Consider the following 16165-nt stretch of genomic DNA (forward strand, 5'->3'; position numbering starts at 1 on the left):
CGGCCGCTGCCCAGCTCGATCCTGGCGCTGACCATCCAGGGCGAGGACGTGGAAGAAAGCGGCCTGGTCTGGGAAGTTGCCGATGCCGACTGCTGGACTTACCCGCTGCCCGGCAGCCTGTGCCTGCAACCCTGGCGCAGCGTGCCCACCGGCCAGTTGCAGGTGAGCATGCACCCGACCCAGGGCCTGCCGGCCAGCCCGGCCGACCCGCGGCATGTGCTGGTGCGCGCCATCGACCGACTCAAGGCCGACGGCTACCACCCGGTGATGGCGGTGGAGCTGGAGTTCTACCTGCTGGACCAGCAGCGCGACGCCAACGGCCGCCCGCAGCCGGCGCTGCAGATGAACGGCGTGCGCCCGCAAGCGCCGCAGGTCTATGGCGTGTACGAGCTGGAACAACTGCAGCCGTTCCTCGACGACCTCTACGCCGCCTGCGAGGTGCAGGGCCTGCCGGTGCGCACGGCGATCTCCGAGTACGCCCCCGGCCAGCTCGAACTGACCCTGGAACACCGCTTCGACGCGCTGCAAGCCATAGACGAAGGCGTGCGCTACAAGCGCCTGGTCAAGGGCGTGGCCAACAAGCACGGGCTGCAGGCCTGCTTTATGGCCAAGCCGTTCGGCGACCTGGCCGGCAGCGGCCTGCATCTGCACGTCAGTTTGGCCGATGAGCAGGGCAGTAATCTGATGGCCAGCGAGCTCTCTGACCTTGAAGGCAGGCAGGGCACGCTGTTAAGACATTCCATCGGCGGCATGCTGGCCACGCTGAATGACGCCCTGGCGATCTTCTGCCCCAACGCCAACTCCTTCCGCCGCTTCCAGGCCAACAGCTACGCACCGCTGGCCAAGAGCTGGGGGGTGAACAACCGTACCGTGTCGCTGCGCGTGCCCGGCGGGCCGGCCAACAGCCGGCATATCGAGCACCGCATCTGCGGCGCCGACGCCAACCCCTATCTCGCCGCCGCGGCGATCCTCGCCGGCATCCACCTGGGCATCCGCGAGCAGCTCGACCCGGGTGCGGCCATAGTCGGCAACGGCTATGAACAGGCCAGCGAGTTCCTGCCCACCGACTGGCTCACCGCCCTGCGCGCCCTGGAAAACTCCAGCTGGGCCAAGGAGGCCCTGGGTGAGGACTTTCTCAAGGTGTTCCTGGCGATCAAGCAGCGCGAATACCGCGAGTTTATGGGCGAGGTAGGCGAGCAGGACTGGCGCTGGTACCTTAGCCACGCCTAGGTCGCACTTGATCTAAGCTCAAGCGGACTAGCAGGCCGTTGAAAAGCTACTGCGCTCGGCTATGCAGCGTTGAAATCAGCCTCAGCAAGCCGCTTGCGGCTAACGCGCTTCAGTGCGGCCCCGAAGGGCGAGTGAAACGAGTAATGCTCATGTACAACTCGTACACTCCGCTTCCTCGGCTGATTGACCAGCGAAGCTGTTACTTCGTTGCGCCTTGCCTAACCGTCGCTCGCTACACTTTTCAACGATCTGCCAAGACTGGAGAACACTGCGTCATGGCTCGATGGTTGTTGCTGGGGTTGTTACTGCTCGGCAGCCTGGCTCAGGGGGCGTCCTTGCGGGTCGGCATCGAGGCCCACGACTATTACCCCTACTACCGCGCCGAGGCGGAAGGTGTACCGAAGGGCTACGCCGTGGCTCTGTTGCAGGCCTTTGCCAAGCATGCCGGGCTGGAGCTGGAAATCCGCGCTCAGCCGATCAACCGGCTGTACCGCAACCTGCTCGAGGAGCAGAGCCTGGACCTGCTGTTTCCCGATAACCCGGCCTGGTCGCGCCAGGCCAAAACCGGCAAACAGCTCTATTACAGCGATGCGGCGATCCAGATAGTCGATGGCACCCTGGTGCTCAACGAACGCCGCGGCCAGGGTCTGGCGCGCATCCGCCAACTCGGCACGGTGCGCGGTTTCACCCCCCAGGCCTGGCAGCCGCTGCTGGCCAAGGGCGGCGTCAATCTGGTGGAAGCCCAGGATATCCAGAGCCTGATCCGCATGGTCGAACGCGGGCGGCTCGACGCCCTCTATGCCAACCCCGAGGTGGTGCGCTACCAGCTGCTGGAAATGGGCATGCCCGAGGGCCGCCTGCAACTGGATCAGCAGCTGCCGCTGGTTTACACCAGTTTCCATCTCAGCAGCCCCAGTCACCCCGAACTGATCCAGCGCTTCAACCGCTTCCTGGTCGAACAACAGGACCAACTGGCCAAACTGCGCCGCCTCTACGGCTTGCGCTAGAACGCCTAACGCCCGCGAAAACGCGCTCAACGGCTGCAAAGATGGCGCATCCATGTCACCCTAACCGCGCGGCGGCCAACTTTGCCGGCCAGATCAACCCGTGCGGAGCGCAACATGGAACACGGAAACACCCAGCTGTCGATGACCGTATTGATGACCCCGGACATGGCCAACTTCTCCGGCAATGTCCACGGCGGCACCCTGCTCAAGTACCTCGATGAAGTCGCCTATGCCTGCGCCAGCCGTTATGCCGGCTGTTATGTGGTGACCCTGTCGGTGGACCAGGTGATGTTCCGCGAACCCATCCATGTCGGCGAGCTGGTGACCTTCCTCGCTTCGGTCAACTACACCGGACGCACGTCCATGGAGGTCGGCATCAAGGTGGTCACGGAAAATATCCGCGAACGCTCGGTGCGCCACACCAACAGCTGCTTCTTCACCATGGTCGCCGTGGACCAGCAGGGCCGCTCGACGGCCATCCCGCCCTTGCAACCCACCACCGCGGATGGCCAACGCCGCCACCGCCAGGCCGAGCAGCGCCGGCAGATTCGTAACGAACTGCAGCAGCGCTATCAGGCGCTCAACGCGGCGACTGAATAAGCGCTACTGCCCTCAGAGTAAACAACGCAACTGCTGCTCGGTCGGTAGCGGCCCGCTGAAACACAGACGCTGGTGCTCGGCGTCCCACACGGGCCCCTGTTCAATAAGGATTCCCGCCCACCTGGGTCTCCAGCCCCAGCCTATTGAACAGGCTGAGCTTCGCATCCAGGTCATGCAAACGCGCCAGATAAGGGTTGAAATCCGGCGCGGCAATGTCGGCCAAGATGCTGCCGGCCGGATTATGCAAGCGGCGCAAGCCAGACCTAGGGGCCTGTCCGAGAATAGCAATTGACTGCAAATTGTAGGTTGGCGCTGAGGAACGAAGCCCAACAAAGTCAGCATGTTGGGCTTCGCGGAGCTCAGCCCAACCTACAAAAATCCGCATTCTCGGACAGCCTCCTAGAGAGGTCGAATTAGCTTATTCGTGACCGATATAGAACAGCAGCTCACGCCGCTGTGGGTGATCCTTGAGCCAGTCGCGAATTTCATCGGCGCGAGCAATCGCCTGATCACCGACCAAGCGCCCGAAGCGCTGCCGGCGTGCCTCCTCGGAAGCCTGCTGGCGCACCTTGCGCTGCCAGGCTTCGGTGAAAATGCTCGGCATCTTGTGGCTGAGCTCAAGGGCCTTGAGCAACTGCCATTCGCCGCCATCCAGCCAGGCCTCATCGCAACTGCCACAAAGATCCAGACGATTGCCACGGGTGCCGCTGATCTGGAACTTGCTCATCAGCTTGGCGCATTTGGGGCAGGTCAGCGCCTGCCGACTTTCGTTCACCCCCTCGACCTCAGCCTGCAGCGCCGGCTCCTCGCTCTGCGGCTGACGCTCGGCCCAATCGCGGTAATACAGCAGGGATACCAGGGCACCCGAGCACTGCCCACAGCCATGGGCCAACAGGCCGTCGTCGAGTTTGGTCGGTTGCAGCGTTGTAGTGCGGCAGGCGGGACAATGCATGGGAAATCCTTTTCAGGTTGAGATGCGCGGACGCTAAAGCAAGCGCTCAACAGCGGCAAGCCCAAGGCTAAGAACTGTGCGGCAGATCGGTTAAGCTCTGCCTTCTGTTGCCGGAGCCGCCATGATCGACCTGTTTGATGTGTTTCTGCTGATGCTGTTCGCCACGGCCTGCGCCTGGCTGTGGCATGCCCATGGCTTGCGCGAACGCGCCCTGAGCCTGGTGCAGCAGCACTGCGCCAAGCTCGATATCGAATTGCTCGATGGCAATGTCGCCCTGCGCAAACTCACCCTGCTGCCCGACGCCCGCGGACGCAAGCGCCTGGCGCGGGTCTACGGCTTCGAGTTCACGGTCACCGGCGAACAGCGGCATGTCGGCAGCATCGTGATGTTCGGCCAGCAGCTGGGGCGCATCGAGCTGGCGCCCTACCCCATGCTGACGCCGCAGGCAGGCCAGGTGCTCGAACACCGCGCGAAGAATGTGATCGAGCTGCAGGATTGGAAGCGCCGCCACGACCGCTTCGACGGTTAACTCGGGCGCCGCTACCAGCCTTAGCAGGCCGTTGAAAAATGTAGGCGAGGCAGCCGAGACAAGGCAAAAATAGGCGAGGAAGCGGAGTTTACGGGCTGTAAATGAGCATTCCGAGCCTGTTTTTAACGCTGTATCGGCAACGCAGGTAGTTTTTCAACGGCCTGTTAGCCGCGCTGCAGCAGGAAATTGGCCACCCGCACCGCCGTGTCCGCCGGCTGCTCCTGCATAAAGCAGTGCCCGCCCGCCACCACATGGGCGCTGATATGGCCATTACCGGCACACCAGCGCGCCACCGACTTGGCGACAAAGGGGTAGCTGCGCTGGCCGTAGAGCACCTGGGTCGGCGTCGCCACCTTGGCCAGCGAGGGCCACAGGCGCTTGGGAAAGGAGCTGAAGATTTCCGCCTCACGGCTGGGCCGGCACTTCAGTTCGACGCCCTTGTCGCTGTCTTTCAGGGCGTGCTGGATATAGGCGGCGAAGGCCTCCTCGGTCCAGCCGCGGAACATCCCCCGGCCATGCAGGGCACTGTGCGCGGCGGCGCGATCCGGCCATTCGCGGCGACGCTTGCGCGCCTTGCTCGCCAGGGTATTGCGCTGGCTCAGGCCGACCACATCGGACAGCGCCATGACCCCGATCATCGCCGGGGTGAACAGCACCGGGTCGAGCAGCACCGTGCGGCTAAACAGCTGTGGCTGCTGGGCCAGCATCAGGCTGGTCAGCACCCCGCCAAAACTATGGCCCAGGGCAAACGCCGGCGCCTCGGCGAAGGCCTTGCGGCCCTCGGCGAAGGCTTCCAGGGCCAGCTCGGCGCTGCGGTTCCAGCCATGAAAACGCCCGCCGTGGTCGCTGTCGCCATGCCCCTGCACGTCGCACAGCCACAGGTCGAAGTCCTCGGCGAGCAGCTGCAGCAGCGGCGTATAGACCCGTCCGCAATAGCCGTTGCCATGCAGAAAATGCAGCAGCGGTTTGCCCGAGGGCGGCGAATGCCAGCCGCGCAGGGTAAAACCGGCGGAACAGTCATGGGACCAGGGAAGCAATTGCATGGTCGTTATCCAGCTGAAAAGTCGGCGCAGTTTAGCAATACCCTGCGCTCAGAACCTGTTCACGATCTCGCGAGCTAGAGATAAACGGTGGCGAAAACGGCCGAGGAAGCGGAGTTTACGAGCTGTAAATGAGCATTCCGAGGTCGTTTTCAACGCCGTTTAGCCGACGCGCAGCAGATCGTGAACAGGTTCTCAGGGCAGGCGACAACGCTGAAAACCCACCTGCAAGACGGCCGCATCCTGCGCCTCGTCAAAGATCAGCTCCAGCCGCGAGTCCTTGCGCCATTCGCTGTTCTGCCAGTGCAGCGCCTGGCCATGCAGGGCGTTGGCCGAGAGCCAGCCGGCATTGGTGTGCAGCACCAGCTTGGCGCGGCGCCAGGGCAAGCCACTCAACCACTGCTGCACCTGCATCAGTTCGAAGCTCTGGCTGGGGTGCCAACGCCAGCCAATGCTCCAGCCCTCTGGCTGCTGCTGCACCTGGCAGATCGGCTCGTCCGGGCTGCGCCAGATCCGCGGTATGGCCGTAACGCCGGAAGGCAGATCATCCTGCTCCGTGCCCACCTCGGCCTGGGCGGCAAAGCCGGGCAACTGCGCCAGCGGCAGTGCGCCCTGGCTGGTCCACCGCAGCGGGCGCTGCGGCAATTGCTGCTGAATGCGCGCCCTGGTCGCGTCGTCCAACGCTTCCGCCTTGTTCAGCAGCAACAAGCCGGCACTACTCAGGGTCGCCTGCTGGCTGTCCGGCAGGGCTTCGCCGGCGGCCAGGGCCATGGCATCCAGCACCAGCACCGGCTCCTGCACCGCCAGCACGCCGGCCCAGGGTGCTTCGCCCAGCTGCTCCAGCAATTGCAGCGGATGGCCCAGGCCGGACGGCTCGATCAGCAGCCGGTCCGGCTTGGCCTGGCGCAGCAAGCGGCTCAGGCCGACCTGAAAGGGCACGCCGTTGACGCAGCACAGGCAACCGCCCGCCACTTCACCCAGGGCGATGCCGTCGTCCTCCGTCGCCAGCAGGGCGGCGTCCAGACCGATCAGGCCGAATTCATTGATCAGCACCGCCCAGCGCTCATGGGCCGGGCGCTGCGCCAGCAACTGGCGGATCAGGCTGGTCTTGCCGGCGCCCAGGGGGCCGGCGATCAGATGGGTGGGGATATTCTTCAACATGGGCCTATGGTGCGGCTTTGCGCGTGCCAGGAGAAGCCTGAGCGCTCCCGCAGACGCCATAAAAGCGCCGTGCTAGAGTCGCCGGCAAATTATTGGGGGGTGATTCGATGCGTGGTTTCGCGGTGCTGGCACTCTGCGCCTTGTCCAGTCTGGCCTGGGGCGAGGCCTGTGTGGTGCATAGCCAGGCCGAGCGCCTGGACGTCAAAGTCTGCCAGCAGAATCGCAGCATCCCACCCAACCTGTTCCGCACCGGCTTCTGCCAACCGCAACTGCAAGGGCAGAAGGTCGAAGTCGAGTTCGTCGAGCAATGCCCCGGCGGCGCCTTCGGCGTCTGCCGCAACGCCAGGGTTGGCGGCACGCCCTATCAGCAGGATGTGCACTATTACGGCGTGGCCAGCGACGCGACCTACCTCAGGCCCTTCTGCGAGAAGCAGAGCAAGGGCGTATGGATGGCGTACTAGCCTTATCCGGCCGCAACCTCCTCGACCCAGGGGCCGAACGGGTCGGGCAGCGCCAGCCAGGCGTCCTCGCCCAGGGCCATTTCCGCGTCATCGAGCAGGCAGGCATCCAGTTCGGCGGCGAGCCGGGCGAAGTCGATATTCTGGCCGATAAACACCAGCTCCTGGCGGCAATCGCCGCTCTGCGCCTCCCAGCTTCGCATGATCGCCTGCCGCCCTTCCTTATCCTGCGGCCACTGGGCTTGCGGCACGAAGCGCCACCAGCGCCCGGCACAACCATGGCGCATCAGGCCACCGGCCTGGGACCAGCTGCCGGCCTCCTGGTACTTGCTGGCCAGCCAGAAGAAACCCTTGGAGCGCAGCAGGCGGCCATTGCTCCATTCCCGATTGATAAAGCTGAAGAAACGCTCGGGATGCAGCGGCCGCCGCGCCCGGTAGACGCTGGAAGCGATGCCGTACTCCAGGCTTTCCGGGATATGCTCGCCGCGCAGCTGCTTGAGCCAGCCCGGCGCCTGGGCCGCACGCTCGAAGTCGAAGCATCCGGTATTGAGGATCTTCGAAAGCTCCACCGCGCCCATGGTCATGGGCAATATCTCGGCCCGGGTATTGAGGCCGCGCAGTATGGCGATCAGCTCTTCACGCTCATGGCCGCCGATCAGGTCGGTCTTGCTGATCAGGAGCACGTCGGCGAACTCCACCTGCTCGATCAGCAGGTCGGTGATCGAGCGCTCGTCGTCCTCGCCCAGGGTTTCGCCGCGGCTGGCCAGGCTCTCGGCCTCATGCAAGTCGCGCAGAAAGTTGACCCCGTCGACCACAGTCACCAGGCAGTCCAGACGCGCCAGGTCGGCCAGGCTCTGGCCCTGTTCGTCACGGAAGGTGAAGGTCTCGGCTACCGGCAGCGGCTCGCTGATGCCGGTGGACTCGATCAGCAGATAGTCGAAGCGACCCTCGCGGGCCAGGCGACTGACTTCCTCCAGCAGATCCTCGCGCAGGGTGCAGCAGATACAGCCGTTGCTCATTTCCACGAGCTTCTCTTCGGCGCGGTTCAGGCTGACATCGCGCTGGACTTCGCTGCCGTCGATATTGATTTCGCTCATATCGTTGACTATCACCGCGACCCTGAGGCCCTCGCGGTTTTTCAGGATATGGTTGAGCAAGGTGCTTTTGCCGGCACCGAGAAAGCCGGACAACAGGGTGACGGGTAGAGGTTCAGGCAGGGAAGTGGTCATGGCGAGGCTTCGTTGGCGTTGATTTATTTGTTATAACATAACATTAAAATCAATTGCCAAGCGACGGGCTTCTACGCGCATACCGATACAGCCCGCACAAATGGCGATAGCACTTTCAATGCTGGGTTGCCCCTATCCATTTACGGCATACCCGCCTGGTACCGCCTCCCCCAAATCAGGTGCCATCCATAGACCATTAAATTCGTGCAGGCCAGTGTTTATAGGGGTTTCACGTGGAACCACCAGGTTTAACCCCGTTATTTCTCGACCGGCTCGGGTTGTAGCCTGGGCCGTAAACGCTGTTAGATCTCTGCGACAGCAGCGTTTAATCGCCCAGGGGGGCCCCGCTCGCATTATCAGTGGTATTGCCATGCCCAGCCCACCAACCTTTACCCTGCGCACTTACCAAGCCAGCGATCTGCCGGCGCTAGTCGCGCTGTTTACTGCCTCGGTGCAGGGTTTGGCTGCCGCCCAGTATGACGCGGCGCAGCGTCTGGCCTGGGCTCCGGTGCAGGCGGATATGCAGGCCTGGCAGACTCGACTGGCTGGTTTAACCGTTCTAGTTGCCGAGGATCGCGGCAATTTAGCCGGTTTTATCGGCTTTTCTGCAGACGGCCATATCGACCTGCTGTACAGCTCGCCGCGCTATGCCCGCCAGGGGGTGGCGACGGCCTTGTATCTGCAGGCCGAGGGCGAATTAACCGCACTGGGCGTCCCGGCGCTATTTACCGAGGCCAGCCTGACGGCGCGGCCGTTCTTCGAGCGCCATGGCTTTTCTGTGGAACAGGTACAGACGCTGGAGCGTGGCGCTGTTACTTTGCAGCGCTTCGCCATGCGCAAACCCTTGCGCCCCTGCCACCTTGCACCACAGCCAGCCCCGATGGAGTAGCCATGCCCGACCTGACCCTATTCGTAATGGCGCTGGTGCTGTTGGCCGCATCGGGTTTGGGGTTATGGAGCTGGCGCAATAACGCCAGGCTCAAGCGTCTGGATCAGCGCATCCGTCAACAGAGCGAGCTGATCGAACAGATCGACAGCGTGTTGGACAACCCACAACTCAGCGAAGCCGAGCAGTTGGCCAAGAGCGAAGCGCTGCTGACCAAACTGCGGCAAACGCAAACCAAGCAGCCCTAAGAATCTGCTTACGATCTCGCGAGCTAGAGCCAGACAAGGCAAAAACAGCCGAGGAAGTGCAGTTTACGAGCTGTAAATGAGCATTCCGAGGCTGTTTTTAACGCCGGATGGCCGACGCGCAGCAGATCGTAAACAGATTCTAAGTCCCGTCCAGACAGCAGGGCATACAACCACCGCCGCCACCGCGCCCTGTAGGTACAGCTATCAGCCGCACGCAGCCGGTCCGCGCGCGCCATGCCGGCGGTCTGTTCGCTGGCGATTTGCTGACCAAACGGGCAGATCTTTACCCCTCGGGCCTCCCCCTTCGCCAAGCAATTGGCTATGGTTGCCCTATGGCCTGCGCGGTCGTGGGTACGAGAGGCTGCCTGATGAGAGTTGTTCTGCCACTGCTGGTCTACCTGACGCTTGCCCTCAGCCAGCCGCTGCACGCACAGACCTTTACCATCGGGGTCGAAGTGCAGCCCTATCTGCCCTACTCCAACGTGCAAGACGGCCAGTACCTGGGCTATGGCCGCGATCTTCTGGATGCCTTTGCCGCCCACCGGGGCCACCAATTCACCTACCGGCCGCTGCCAGTCAGGCGCCTGCTCAACGATTTTCTCGGCGGCCGGGTGGACTTCAAATACCCGGACAACCCGCGCTGGAACGCCGATCTGAAACAGGGCCATGAGGTGCACTTCAGCCTGGCGACGGCCCCGGCCATCGACGGCGTGCTGGTCAAGCCGCAGTTTCTCGGCCAGGGCAAGGCGCGCATCCACCGCCTCGGTACCCAGCGCGGCTTTACCCCTTGGCCTTTTCTGGCGGATATCCAGGCCGGACGCATCATCCTGATCCAGGCCAACCAGATCGATTCCCTGCTGGCCATGGCGCTCAGCGACCGGGTCGACGGCGTCTACCTCAACCCGCAAGTGGTCGAACAGCAGCTGCGCAGCAACGGCGCAGACGGCGACGCCCTGGTGTTCGACCCCAAGCTGGATTACCAGGATGACCACTACTTCCTCTCGAGCATCAAGCACCCCGAGGTGATCGAGCAGTTCGATGCCTTCCTCAGCAGCCAGGCCGAACTGGTGCGGGCGCTAAAACAACGCCACGGCATTCTCGAGCAGTAGCGCTAAGCCACAGTGCACAGCCGCCTGAACCCCTAGCCTGCGTCTAGCGCGCTTGCAGGTCGCCGCAATCGGCGGCAATCCAGGTCGCATGGCTCTGCATGCTGCTGCTCTTGCCGTCGTAGGTGCCGTTGACCTGGGTGGTGAACTCCTTGTCGCTGAGAAAGTGCGTTTCGCCTTCGCCCTGACCATCCGGACAGGTGAAGCGAAACTTCCACAGGCTGGCGCTGCGCTCGGTGATCTCGTTGCTGCAGCCGGAGTCGGGGTCTTGCAGGGGAAGCCGCTCGGCCTGGATCTGCTCCGCGCTTATGCAGATGCGCACGCCCTTGTCGCCCAGTTGCACACCCTGCTGCGCCATCATCTGCTCCATCATCTGGCGCTGCTCGGGCGGCAGGTCTTTCATCTGTTCGAGCATCTGCTGCATGCCCGGCGCTTCCTGGCCGTCGGCCTGCATAGGGGTCGAGCTGATTTCCCAGAGGCCGGGCTGGATATCCAGGGCCGAGGCCAGGGCCGGCAATAGGCAGAGGCTCAGGGATAGATTTTTTAACTGGGATAGGCGCATGGCAGGGCTCCAGGTAAAGCGGATCGACCCTACAAGCCTAGGCCTGCTTTCGGGAAATATCCGCACGCGCGCGTCTCCCTGGGGGTAGGGCGTATATGCCGCCAGGCTTGTCCGCCAGCTCGGGCGCAAGCGCTGGACAAGGCTGCGCCATGTCCACCCTACGCCGCGCTACCGGCGCGCTAGGGGATATGGCGCTGTAGCAGGCCGTCGCTGAGCCACTGGCGCAGCCAGGTCACCGCTTGCAGGGGCGCATGGTCGCCGTACTCGCTCAGTTGCGCGCAGAGCTCGGCGAAGCTCCATCCCTCCAGGGCCATGCCCTGCAAGGCCTTGGCTTCGCCGCGGGCCAGGCTGCGGTAGCGACTGACCAGACCGTCGCGCCAGATCAGGCATAGCTCTTCCTGCTCCAGGGCCAGGCTGCCGGGAAATTCGTCCTGCTCCTTGAGCGCCCGCCAGATCGCCAGACTGTTAAAGCGACAGGGCAGCCAGTGCACGCTGGGCACGTAGCGCAGCTGCAGGTCCGGCCAGTCTTCTGCCGGCAGCTCGGCCATCTGCGCCAGGCTAAGGGGCTGCGCGTCGGGGGTATCGAAGGCCAGGGTAAAGGCCCACTCCAGGCGCGCCAGTTCGCTCAGCGGCACGGCTTGTGCGGGCACCAGATGGCCCTCGATAAAGCTCGCCAGCTCCGCGCCCAACCAGCGCAGGCTGTAGTGCCGCGAAGGATGGGCGGCGATATAGGCGCTGCCGAGGGCGTCGAATTCGGCGTCGCCGAGCCAGCCGTGCACGGCCGTATAATCGCCGCGCAGGGCTTCCAGCAGGCGCGCGCGGTAGGCGTTGTGGTAGATCGCCAGGCCCTGCTCGGCGCTCAGCGCGGCGCTGCCGAGCAGGCTGGCGCGCAGGGCCGGATTGGGCGTGGCATCCGCGTTCAGCAGATAGGCCTCGACCTCCTGCTGCCAGTCATTCAGGCGCATTGCGGCTCCTTGTCGAACGCCACGGCGGCGCAGGCGCGGGCCTTGTCCAGTTCACCGAGCAACTCGTCCAGCGGCGGGTAATGGTCGTCGCGTTCCAGCAGGGTCGAGACCGGGCCGAGGTGGCGCAGGGTACGTTGATAGAGCTGCCAGACCGGATCGCTGACCGGCTGATCATGGGTGTCGATCAGATAACTGCCGTAGTCGCTGTGGCCGGCCAGGTGCAGCTGACGCACGCGCTGCGCCGGCAGGCCGCTGATAAAGTCCCAGGGATCGAAACTGTGGTTGCGTGCGCTGACATAGACGTTGTTGACGTCCAGCAGCAGCTCGCAACCGCTCAATTCGCTCAAGGCGGCGAGAAATTGCCATTCGGTGAATTGATCGTCGGCGCTGCGCAAGTAACTGGAGACGTTCTCCAGCACCAGCGGACGTTCGAGCACCTCCTGCACCTGACGCACCCGCGTGGCCACATGCAGCAGGCTTTCCTCGGTGTAGGGCAACGGCAACAGGTCGTGCAGCTGGTGGGCGTTGCCGCGGCTCCAGCACAGGTGATCGGAGATCCACGCCGGCTGCACCCGCGCCGCCAGTTGCTTAAGGCGGTTTAAATAATCAAGGTCCAGCTGATGCGGGCCGCCGATCGACAGCGACACGCCATGCATCACCAGCGGGTAATGTTCGCCTATGGCGTCCAGGTAGTAGAGGGCCTTGCCGCCCTCCACCAGGTAATTTTCCGAGACTATCTCGAACCAGTCGATCGCCGGCCGTTGTTCGAGAATGGCTTGGTAATAGGCACTGCGCAGGCCCAGGCCAAAGCCCAGGTTGTCGGGTGGGTTGTGCATGCTCGGCTCCTCGTTAGCGATACGGGGCGACCGGCACAGGGCCGCCCCGATGCACTTATTCGCCGACTGTGCCTTTAGCGTTGTTGCATTCGGCCAGGGTCATCGACTTGAAGCCCTGGCCCTTGCAGGCACCTTGGCCTTTACAGGCGTTTTGCGCGGTCTTGCAGTCGTTCTGGCCTTTGCAGGAGGTCACGCCGTAGCAATGCACCTTGGCTTCTTCAGCCACGGCGATAGTACTGGTCAGACCGGCGAACAGGGTAGCGGCGGCGAAGGCCAGAGCGGCACCGGCAGTGGCAGTAGATTTGATAGTCATGGGGTTATCCTCAAATGATCGTGGTTGACCGGGCGATTCGCGGATTTGCGTGCCGGCATTCAACTAGAGCGAGGACAACCGCTGGCGTTACAGGGCCTGGGAAAAATATCTGTGATTGCGCCCAGTATCAGGGCCGCTGCGTGCGCTTGAACAGCGCGTGCAGATCATCCAGGGCCGGTACGCTGGCCAGGCTAACCAGCAGCAGCGCCAACGGCACCGTGGATATATAGCCCAGATGCTTGAAGCCGAAGGCGCCCGTCAGGCCACCGAAGAAAAAGCCCAGCGCCAGCAGGCTCAGCACGCGCAGGCGCTCCCTATCGGCCAGCACCGGCAGCAGCTTGCCGCCTGTGCGCCGGTTCCAATACAACAGCTTGCCCAGTTCGATGCCGATATCCGTGACTATGCCGGTGATATGGGTGGTTCTGATTTCCGCATGGGACAGCTTGGTGATCAGGGCATTCTGCAGACCCATGATGAAACACAGCAGCATCACCGTCAGCGGCACGAAGAAACCCTCGATCGCGGCCAGGCTGGCGCCGAGAAAGCCGAAGCACAGCAGCAGAAAGGCCTCGAGCAGCAGCGGCAGCGCGTATTCGCTGTGCAGACGCCGGCGCCGCGCATAGTTGATCAGCACGCTCGAGCCGATAGCCCCGAGCAGAAACGACAACACCCCGCCCAAGCCGCTCCACACCAACCCATAGGCGCCCAGGGCGATATGGTCGGCCATCGCCGAAACGATGCCGGTCATATGCGAGGTGTACTGCTGCACTGCGAGAAAGCCACCGGCGTTGGTCGCCCCGGCGATAAAGGCCAGGGCCACGCCCAGCTGGCGGTTGGCCAGGGTGCTGCGTTTGCGCCCGGTCAGGCGTCGAGCATAGCGGATGGGCATAGGTCGCCTTGGGGCTGAGTGTTCGGCACTGGCTCAGATATGGATCTCTGCGCCCTTGATGCCCAGTTGCCGCAACTCCTCGATCAGCCCGTTGAGGTCGGCGAAGGATTCCACCTGCTCCTGCTGGTCGACCAGGAAAAAGCTGCGCCCCGCACCTTTCTTGAAAAACACTATCCACTCCCGGGTATTGGCCGGGTTGGCAATCACATGGGTATCGAAGAGCACGCCTTCGGCTTGCTTGCTCTTCACCTCTTCACGCTGCATGGCCGCCTCCCGGTTGTGCAGTTTGCTAAATGCCCTGGTGGTTAGAACCTGTCTCTGATCTCGCGAGCTAGAGCCAGACAAGGCAAAATCGGGCGAAAAAGCGCAGTTTACTGGCCGTAAATGAGCATTTTGAGCCCGATTTTAACGCCGTATGGCCGACGCGCAGCAGATCAGCGATAGGTTCTTACTCGACCGTGACGCTCTTTGCCAGGTTACGCGGCTGGTCGACGTCGGTGCCCTTGAGCACGGCGACATGGTAGGACAGCAGCTGCAACGGGATGGTGTAGAGAATCGGCGCCAGGGCGTCGTGGATATGCGGCATGTTCACCACATGGGTGCCCTCGCCGTTGCTCATGCCGGCCTGCTCGTCGGCGAACACCAGCAGTTCGCCGCCGCGGGCACGCACTTCCTGCAGGTTGGATTTGAGCTTTTCCAGCAGCTCGTTGTTCGGCGCCACCGTGACCACCGGCATATCGCTGTCCACCAACGCCAACGGGCCGTGCTTAAGCTCGCCGGCCGGGTAGGCCTCGGCGTGGATATAGGAGATTTCCTTGAGCTTGAGCGCGCCTTCCATGGCCACCGGATACTGCGCGCCGCGGCCGAGAAACAGCGCGTGGTGCTTCTCGGCGAACAGCTCGGAGACCTTCTCCACCACGCCGTCCATGGCCAGGGCTTCGCCCAGGCGGGTCGGCAGGCGACGCAGCTCGTCCACCAGCTCGGCTTCCAGGGCCTTGTCCAGGGTGCCGCGCACTTGGCCTATGGATAAGCACAGCAGCATCAGGGCGACCAGCTGGGTGGTGAAGGCCTTGGTCGAGGCCACGCCGATTTCCGGACCGGCCTGGGTCAGCAGGCACAGATCGGATTCACGCACCAGGGAGCTGATGCCGACGTTGCAGATGGCCAGGCTGGCCAGATAGCCCAGTTCCTTACCATTGCGCAGCGCGGCCAGGGTGTCGGCGGTTTCGCCGGACTGGGAGATGCTGACGAACAGGCTGTCCGGCTGCACCACCACCTTGCGGTAGCGGAACTCGCTGGCTACTTCGATCTGGCAGGGAATCCCGGCCAGGCCTTCGAGCCAGTAACGGGCGACCATGCCGGCGTGGTAGCTGGTGCCACAGGCGACTATCTGCACGTTCTTGACCTTGGCGAACAGCTCGGCCGCCTGCGGGCCGAAGGCCTGTACCAGCACCTGGTTGCTGCCCAAGCGACCTTCCAGGGTGCGTTGCACCACCTTGGGCTGTTCAAAGATTTCCTTCAGCATAAAGTGGCGGAACTCGCCCTTGTCGGCGGCCTCGGCGCCTTCGTGGTGCTGCACGCTGTCGCGCTCGACCGGCTGACCATCCACTGCCCAGATCTGCACGCTGTCGCGGCGGATATCGGCGATATCGCCTTCTTCCAGGTACATAAAGCGGTCGGTGACCTGACGCAGGGCCAGCTGGTCGGAGGCGAGGAAGTTCTCCCCCAGGCCCAGACCGATCACCAGCGGGCTGCCACTGCGAGCGGCCAGCAGACGATCCGGTTGCTGCGCGCTGATCACCGCCAGGCCGTAGGCGCCGTGCAGTTCCTTGACCGCCTCCTTGAGCGCGGCGGTCAGGTCGCCTAAGCGCTGCAGCTTGTGCTCGAGCAGGTGGACTATGACCTCGGTGTCGGTGTCCGAGCTGAACGCATAACCCAGGCCCTTGAGTTGGGCACGCAGCTCCTCGTGGTTTTCGATGATGCCGTTGTGCACCACCGCCAGCTCGCTGCCGGAGAAGTGCGGGTGGGCGTTGCGCTCGCTCGGCGCGCCGTGGGTAGCCCAGCGGGTGTGGGCGATGCCCAGACGGCCGGCCAGGGGCTCTTCATGCAGCGCGGCCTGCAACTCACTGACCTTGCCCACGCGGCGACAGCGTT

20 protein-coding genes are annotated in these 16165 nt (G+C 63.5%); 8 read left to right on the forward strand and 12 right to left on the reverse strand.

The genetic code is table 11. The annotated features are described in order from the left end of the window. The 3 genes from Q8Q83_RS10100 to Q8Q83_RS10110 all read left to right on the forward strand — a co-directional run. Positions 1-1230, forward strand: a 1230-nt coding sequence (locus tag Q8Q83_RS10100) for a glutamine synthetase family protein (RefSeq protein WP_305623357.1), incomplete at its 5' end; no start/stop codon positions are given. Positions 1231-1505: 275 nt separating this feature from the next. After that, on the forward strand, positions 1506-2237 hold the full coding sequence (locus Q8Q83_RS10105; RefSeq protein ID WP_305623359.1) for an ABC transporter substrate-binding protein: 732 nt from the start codon (positions 1506-1508) through the stop codon (positions 2235-2237). Positions 2238-2351: 114 nt separating this feature from the next. Next, on the forward strand, positions 2352-2837 hold the full coding sequence (locus Q8Q83_RS10110; RefSeq protein ID WP_305623360.1) for an acyl-CoA thioesterase: 486 nt from the start codon (positions 2352-2354) through the stop codon (positions 2835-2837). A gap of 100 nt (positions 2838-2937) precedes the next feature. On the opposite strand, the gene Q8Q83_RS10115 is transcribed toward Q8Q83_RS10110, so the two are convergent. Both Q8Q83_RS10115 and Q8Q83_RS10120 read right to left on the reverse strand, forming a co-directional pair. After that, complete coding sequence (locus tag Q8Q83_RS10115) at positions 2938-3084, reverse strand: hypothetical protein (protein ID WP_305623362.1); 147 nt, start codon at positions 3082-3084, stop codon at positions 2938-2940. 171 nt (positions 3085-3255) lie between these two features. Beyond that, a complete protein-coding gene (locus tag Q8Q83_RS10120; RefSeq protein ID WP_305623363.1) occupies positions 3256-3789 on the reverse strand; it encodes a zf-TFIIB domain-containing protein in 534 nt (177 codons plus the stop codon). 121 nt (positions 3790-3910) lie between these two features. Here Q8Q83_RS10120 and Q8Q83_RS10125 point away from each other — a divergent pair, with 121 nt between their 5' ends. Continuing rightward, complete coding sequence (locus tag Q8Q83_RS10125) at positions 3911-4318, forward strand: DUF3301 domain-containing protein (protein WP_305623365.1); 408 nt, start codon at positions 3911-3913, stop codon at positions 4316-4318. 164 nt (positions 4319-4482) lie between these two features. On the opposite strand, the gene Q8Q83_RS10130 is transcribed toward Q8Q83_RS10125, so the two are convergent. Further along, a complete protein-coding gene (locus tag Q8Q83_RS10130) occupies positions 4483-5361 on the reverse strand; it encodes an alpha/beta fold hydrolase (protein ID WP_305623367.1) in 879 nt (292 codons plus the stop codon). A gap of 192 nt (positions 5362-5553) precedes the next feature. Next, entirely contained in the window at positions 5554-6519 is a 966-nt protein-coding gene (locus Q8Q83_RS10135) for a GTP-binding protein (protein WP_305623369.1), read from the reverse strand. 107 nt (positions 6520-6626) lie between these two features. On the opposite strand from Q8Q83_RS10135, the gene Q8Q83_RS10140 reads away from it, so the two are divergent. Further along, positions 6627-6980, forward strand: coding sequence for an NADH:ubiquinone oxidoreductase (locus Q8Q83_RS10140; RefSeq protein WP_305623370.1), 354 nt, complete (start codon positions 6627-6629; stop codon positions 6978-6980). Positions 6981-6982: 2 nt separating this feature from the next. Here the strand turns inward: Q8Q83_RS10140 and zigA are convergent, their stop codons facing one another. Continuing rightward, positions 6983-8206: a zinc metallochaperone GTPase ZigA gene (gene zigA / locus Q8Q83_RS10145; protein ID WP_371132392.1), complete on the reverse strand. Its 1224-nt coding sequence runs from the start codon at positions 8204-8206 to the stop codon at positions 6983-6985. A gap of 370 nt (positions 8207-8576) precedes the next feature. On the opposite strand from zigA, the gene Q8Q83_RS10150 reads away from it, so the two are divergent. The 3 genes from Q8Q83_RS10150 (at position 8577) to Q8Q83_RS10160 (ending at position 10449) form a co-directional block, all read left to right on the forward strand. Then, positions 8577-9095 (forward strand): GNAT family N-acetyltransferase, encoded by a 519-nt coding sequence (locus Q8Q83_RS10150; RefSeq protein ID WP_305623372.1) that lies wholly within the window; start codon positions 8577-8579, stop codon positions 9093-9095. Positions 9096-9097: 2 nt separating this feature from the next. Then, the gene (locus Q8Q83_RS10155) at positions 9098-9340 is read left to right on the forward strand and encodes a hypothetical protein (RefSeq protein ID WP_305623374.1); all 243 of its coding nucleotides are present in this window, start codon (positions 9098-9100) and stop codon (positions 9338-9340) included. 368 nt (positions 9341-9708) lie between these two features. Next, a complete protein-coding gene (locus tag Q8Q83_RS10160) occupies positions 9709-10449 on the forward strand; it encodes an ABC transporter substrate-binding protein (protein ID WP_305623375.1) in 741 nt (246 codons plus the stop codon). Between the two features lie 43 nt (positions 10450-10492). On the opposite strand, the gene Q8Q83_RS10165 is transcribed toward Q8Q83_RS10160, so the two are convergent. The 7 genes from Q8Q83_RS10165 to glmS form a co-directional block, all read right to left on the reverse strand. Then, complete coding sequence (locus Q8Q83_RS10165) at positions 10493-11008, reverse strand: DUF3617 domain-containing protein (protein WP_305623376.1); 516 nt, start codon at positions 11006-11008, stop codon at positions 10493-10495. A 179-nt stretch (positions 11009-11187) separates the two neighbouring features. After that, on the reverse strand, positions 11188-11973 hold the full coding sequence (locus Q8Q83_RS10170) for a DUF2063 domain-containing protein (RefSeq protein ID WP_305623378.1): 786 nt from the start codon (positions 11971-11973) through the stop codon (positions 11188-11190). Further along, positions 11964-12809, reverse strand: coding sequence for a DUF692 domain-containing protein (locus Q8Q83_RS10175; RefSeq protein WP_305623380.1), 846 nt, complete (start codon positions 12807-12809; stop codon positions 11964-11966). Before Q8Q83_RS10175 ends, Q8Q83_RS10170 begins: the two co-directional genes overlap by 10 nt. Positions 12810-12864: 55 nt before the next feature. After that, complete coding sequence (locus tag Q8Q83_RS10180; RefSeq protein WP_305623382.1) at positions 12865-13122, reverse strand: hypothetical protein; 258 nt, start codon at positions 13120-13122, stop codon at positions 12865-12867. A gap of 127 nt (positions 13123-13249) precedes the next feature. Further along, complete coding sequence (locus tag Q8Q83_RS10185; protein ID WP_371132393.1) at positions 13250-14011, reverse strand: YoaK family protein; 762 nt, start codon at positions 14009-14011, stop codon at positions 13250-13252. A gap of 33 nt (positions 14012-14044) precedes the next feature. Continuing rightward, the gene (locus tag Q8Q83_RS10190) at positions 14045-14275 is read right to left on the reverse strand and encodes a hypothetical protein (protein ID WP_305623384.1); all 231 of its coding nucleotides are present in this window, start codon (positions 14273-14275) and stop codon (positions 14045-14047) included. A 184-nt stretch (positions 14276-14459) separates the two neighbouring features. Next, positions 14460-16165: glutamine--fructose-6-phosphate transaminase (isomerizing) (gene glmS / locus Q8Q83_RS10195; protein ID WP_305623386.1), on the reverse strand; the 1706-nt coding region annotated here is incomplete at its 5' end.

This window comes from Pseudomonas sp., assembly GCF_030696055.1.
Lineage (GTDB): Bacteria > Pseudomonadota > Gammaproteobacteria > Pseudomonadales > Pseudomonadaceae > Aquipseudomonas.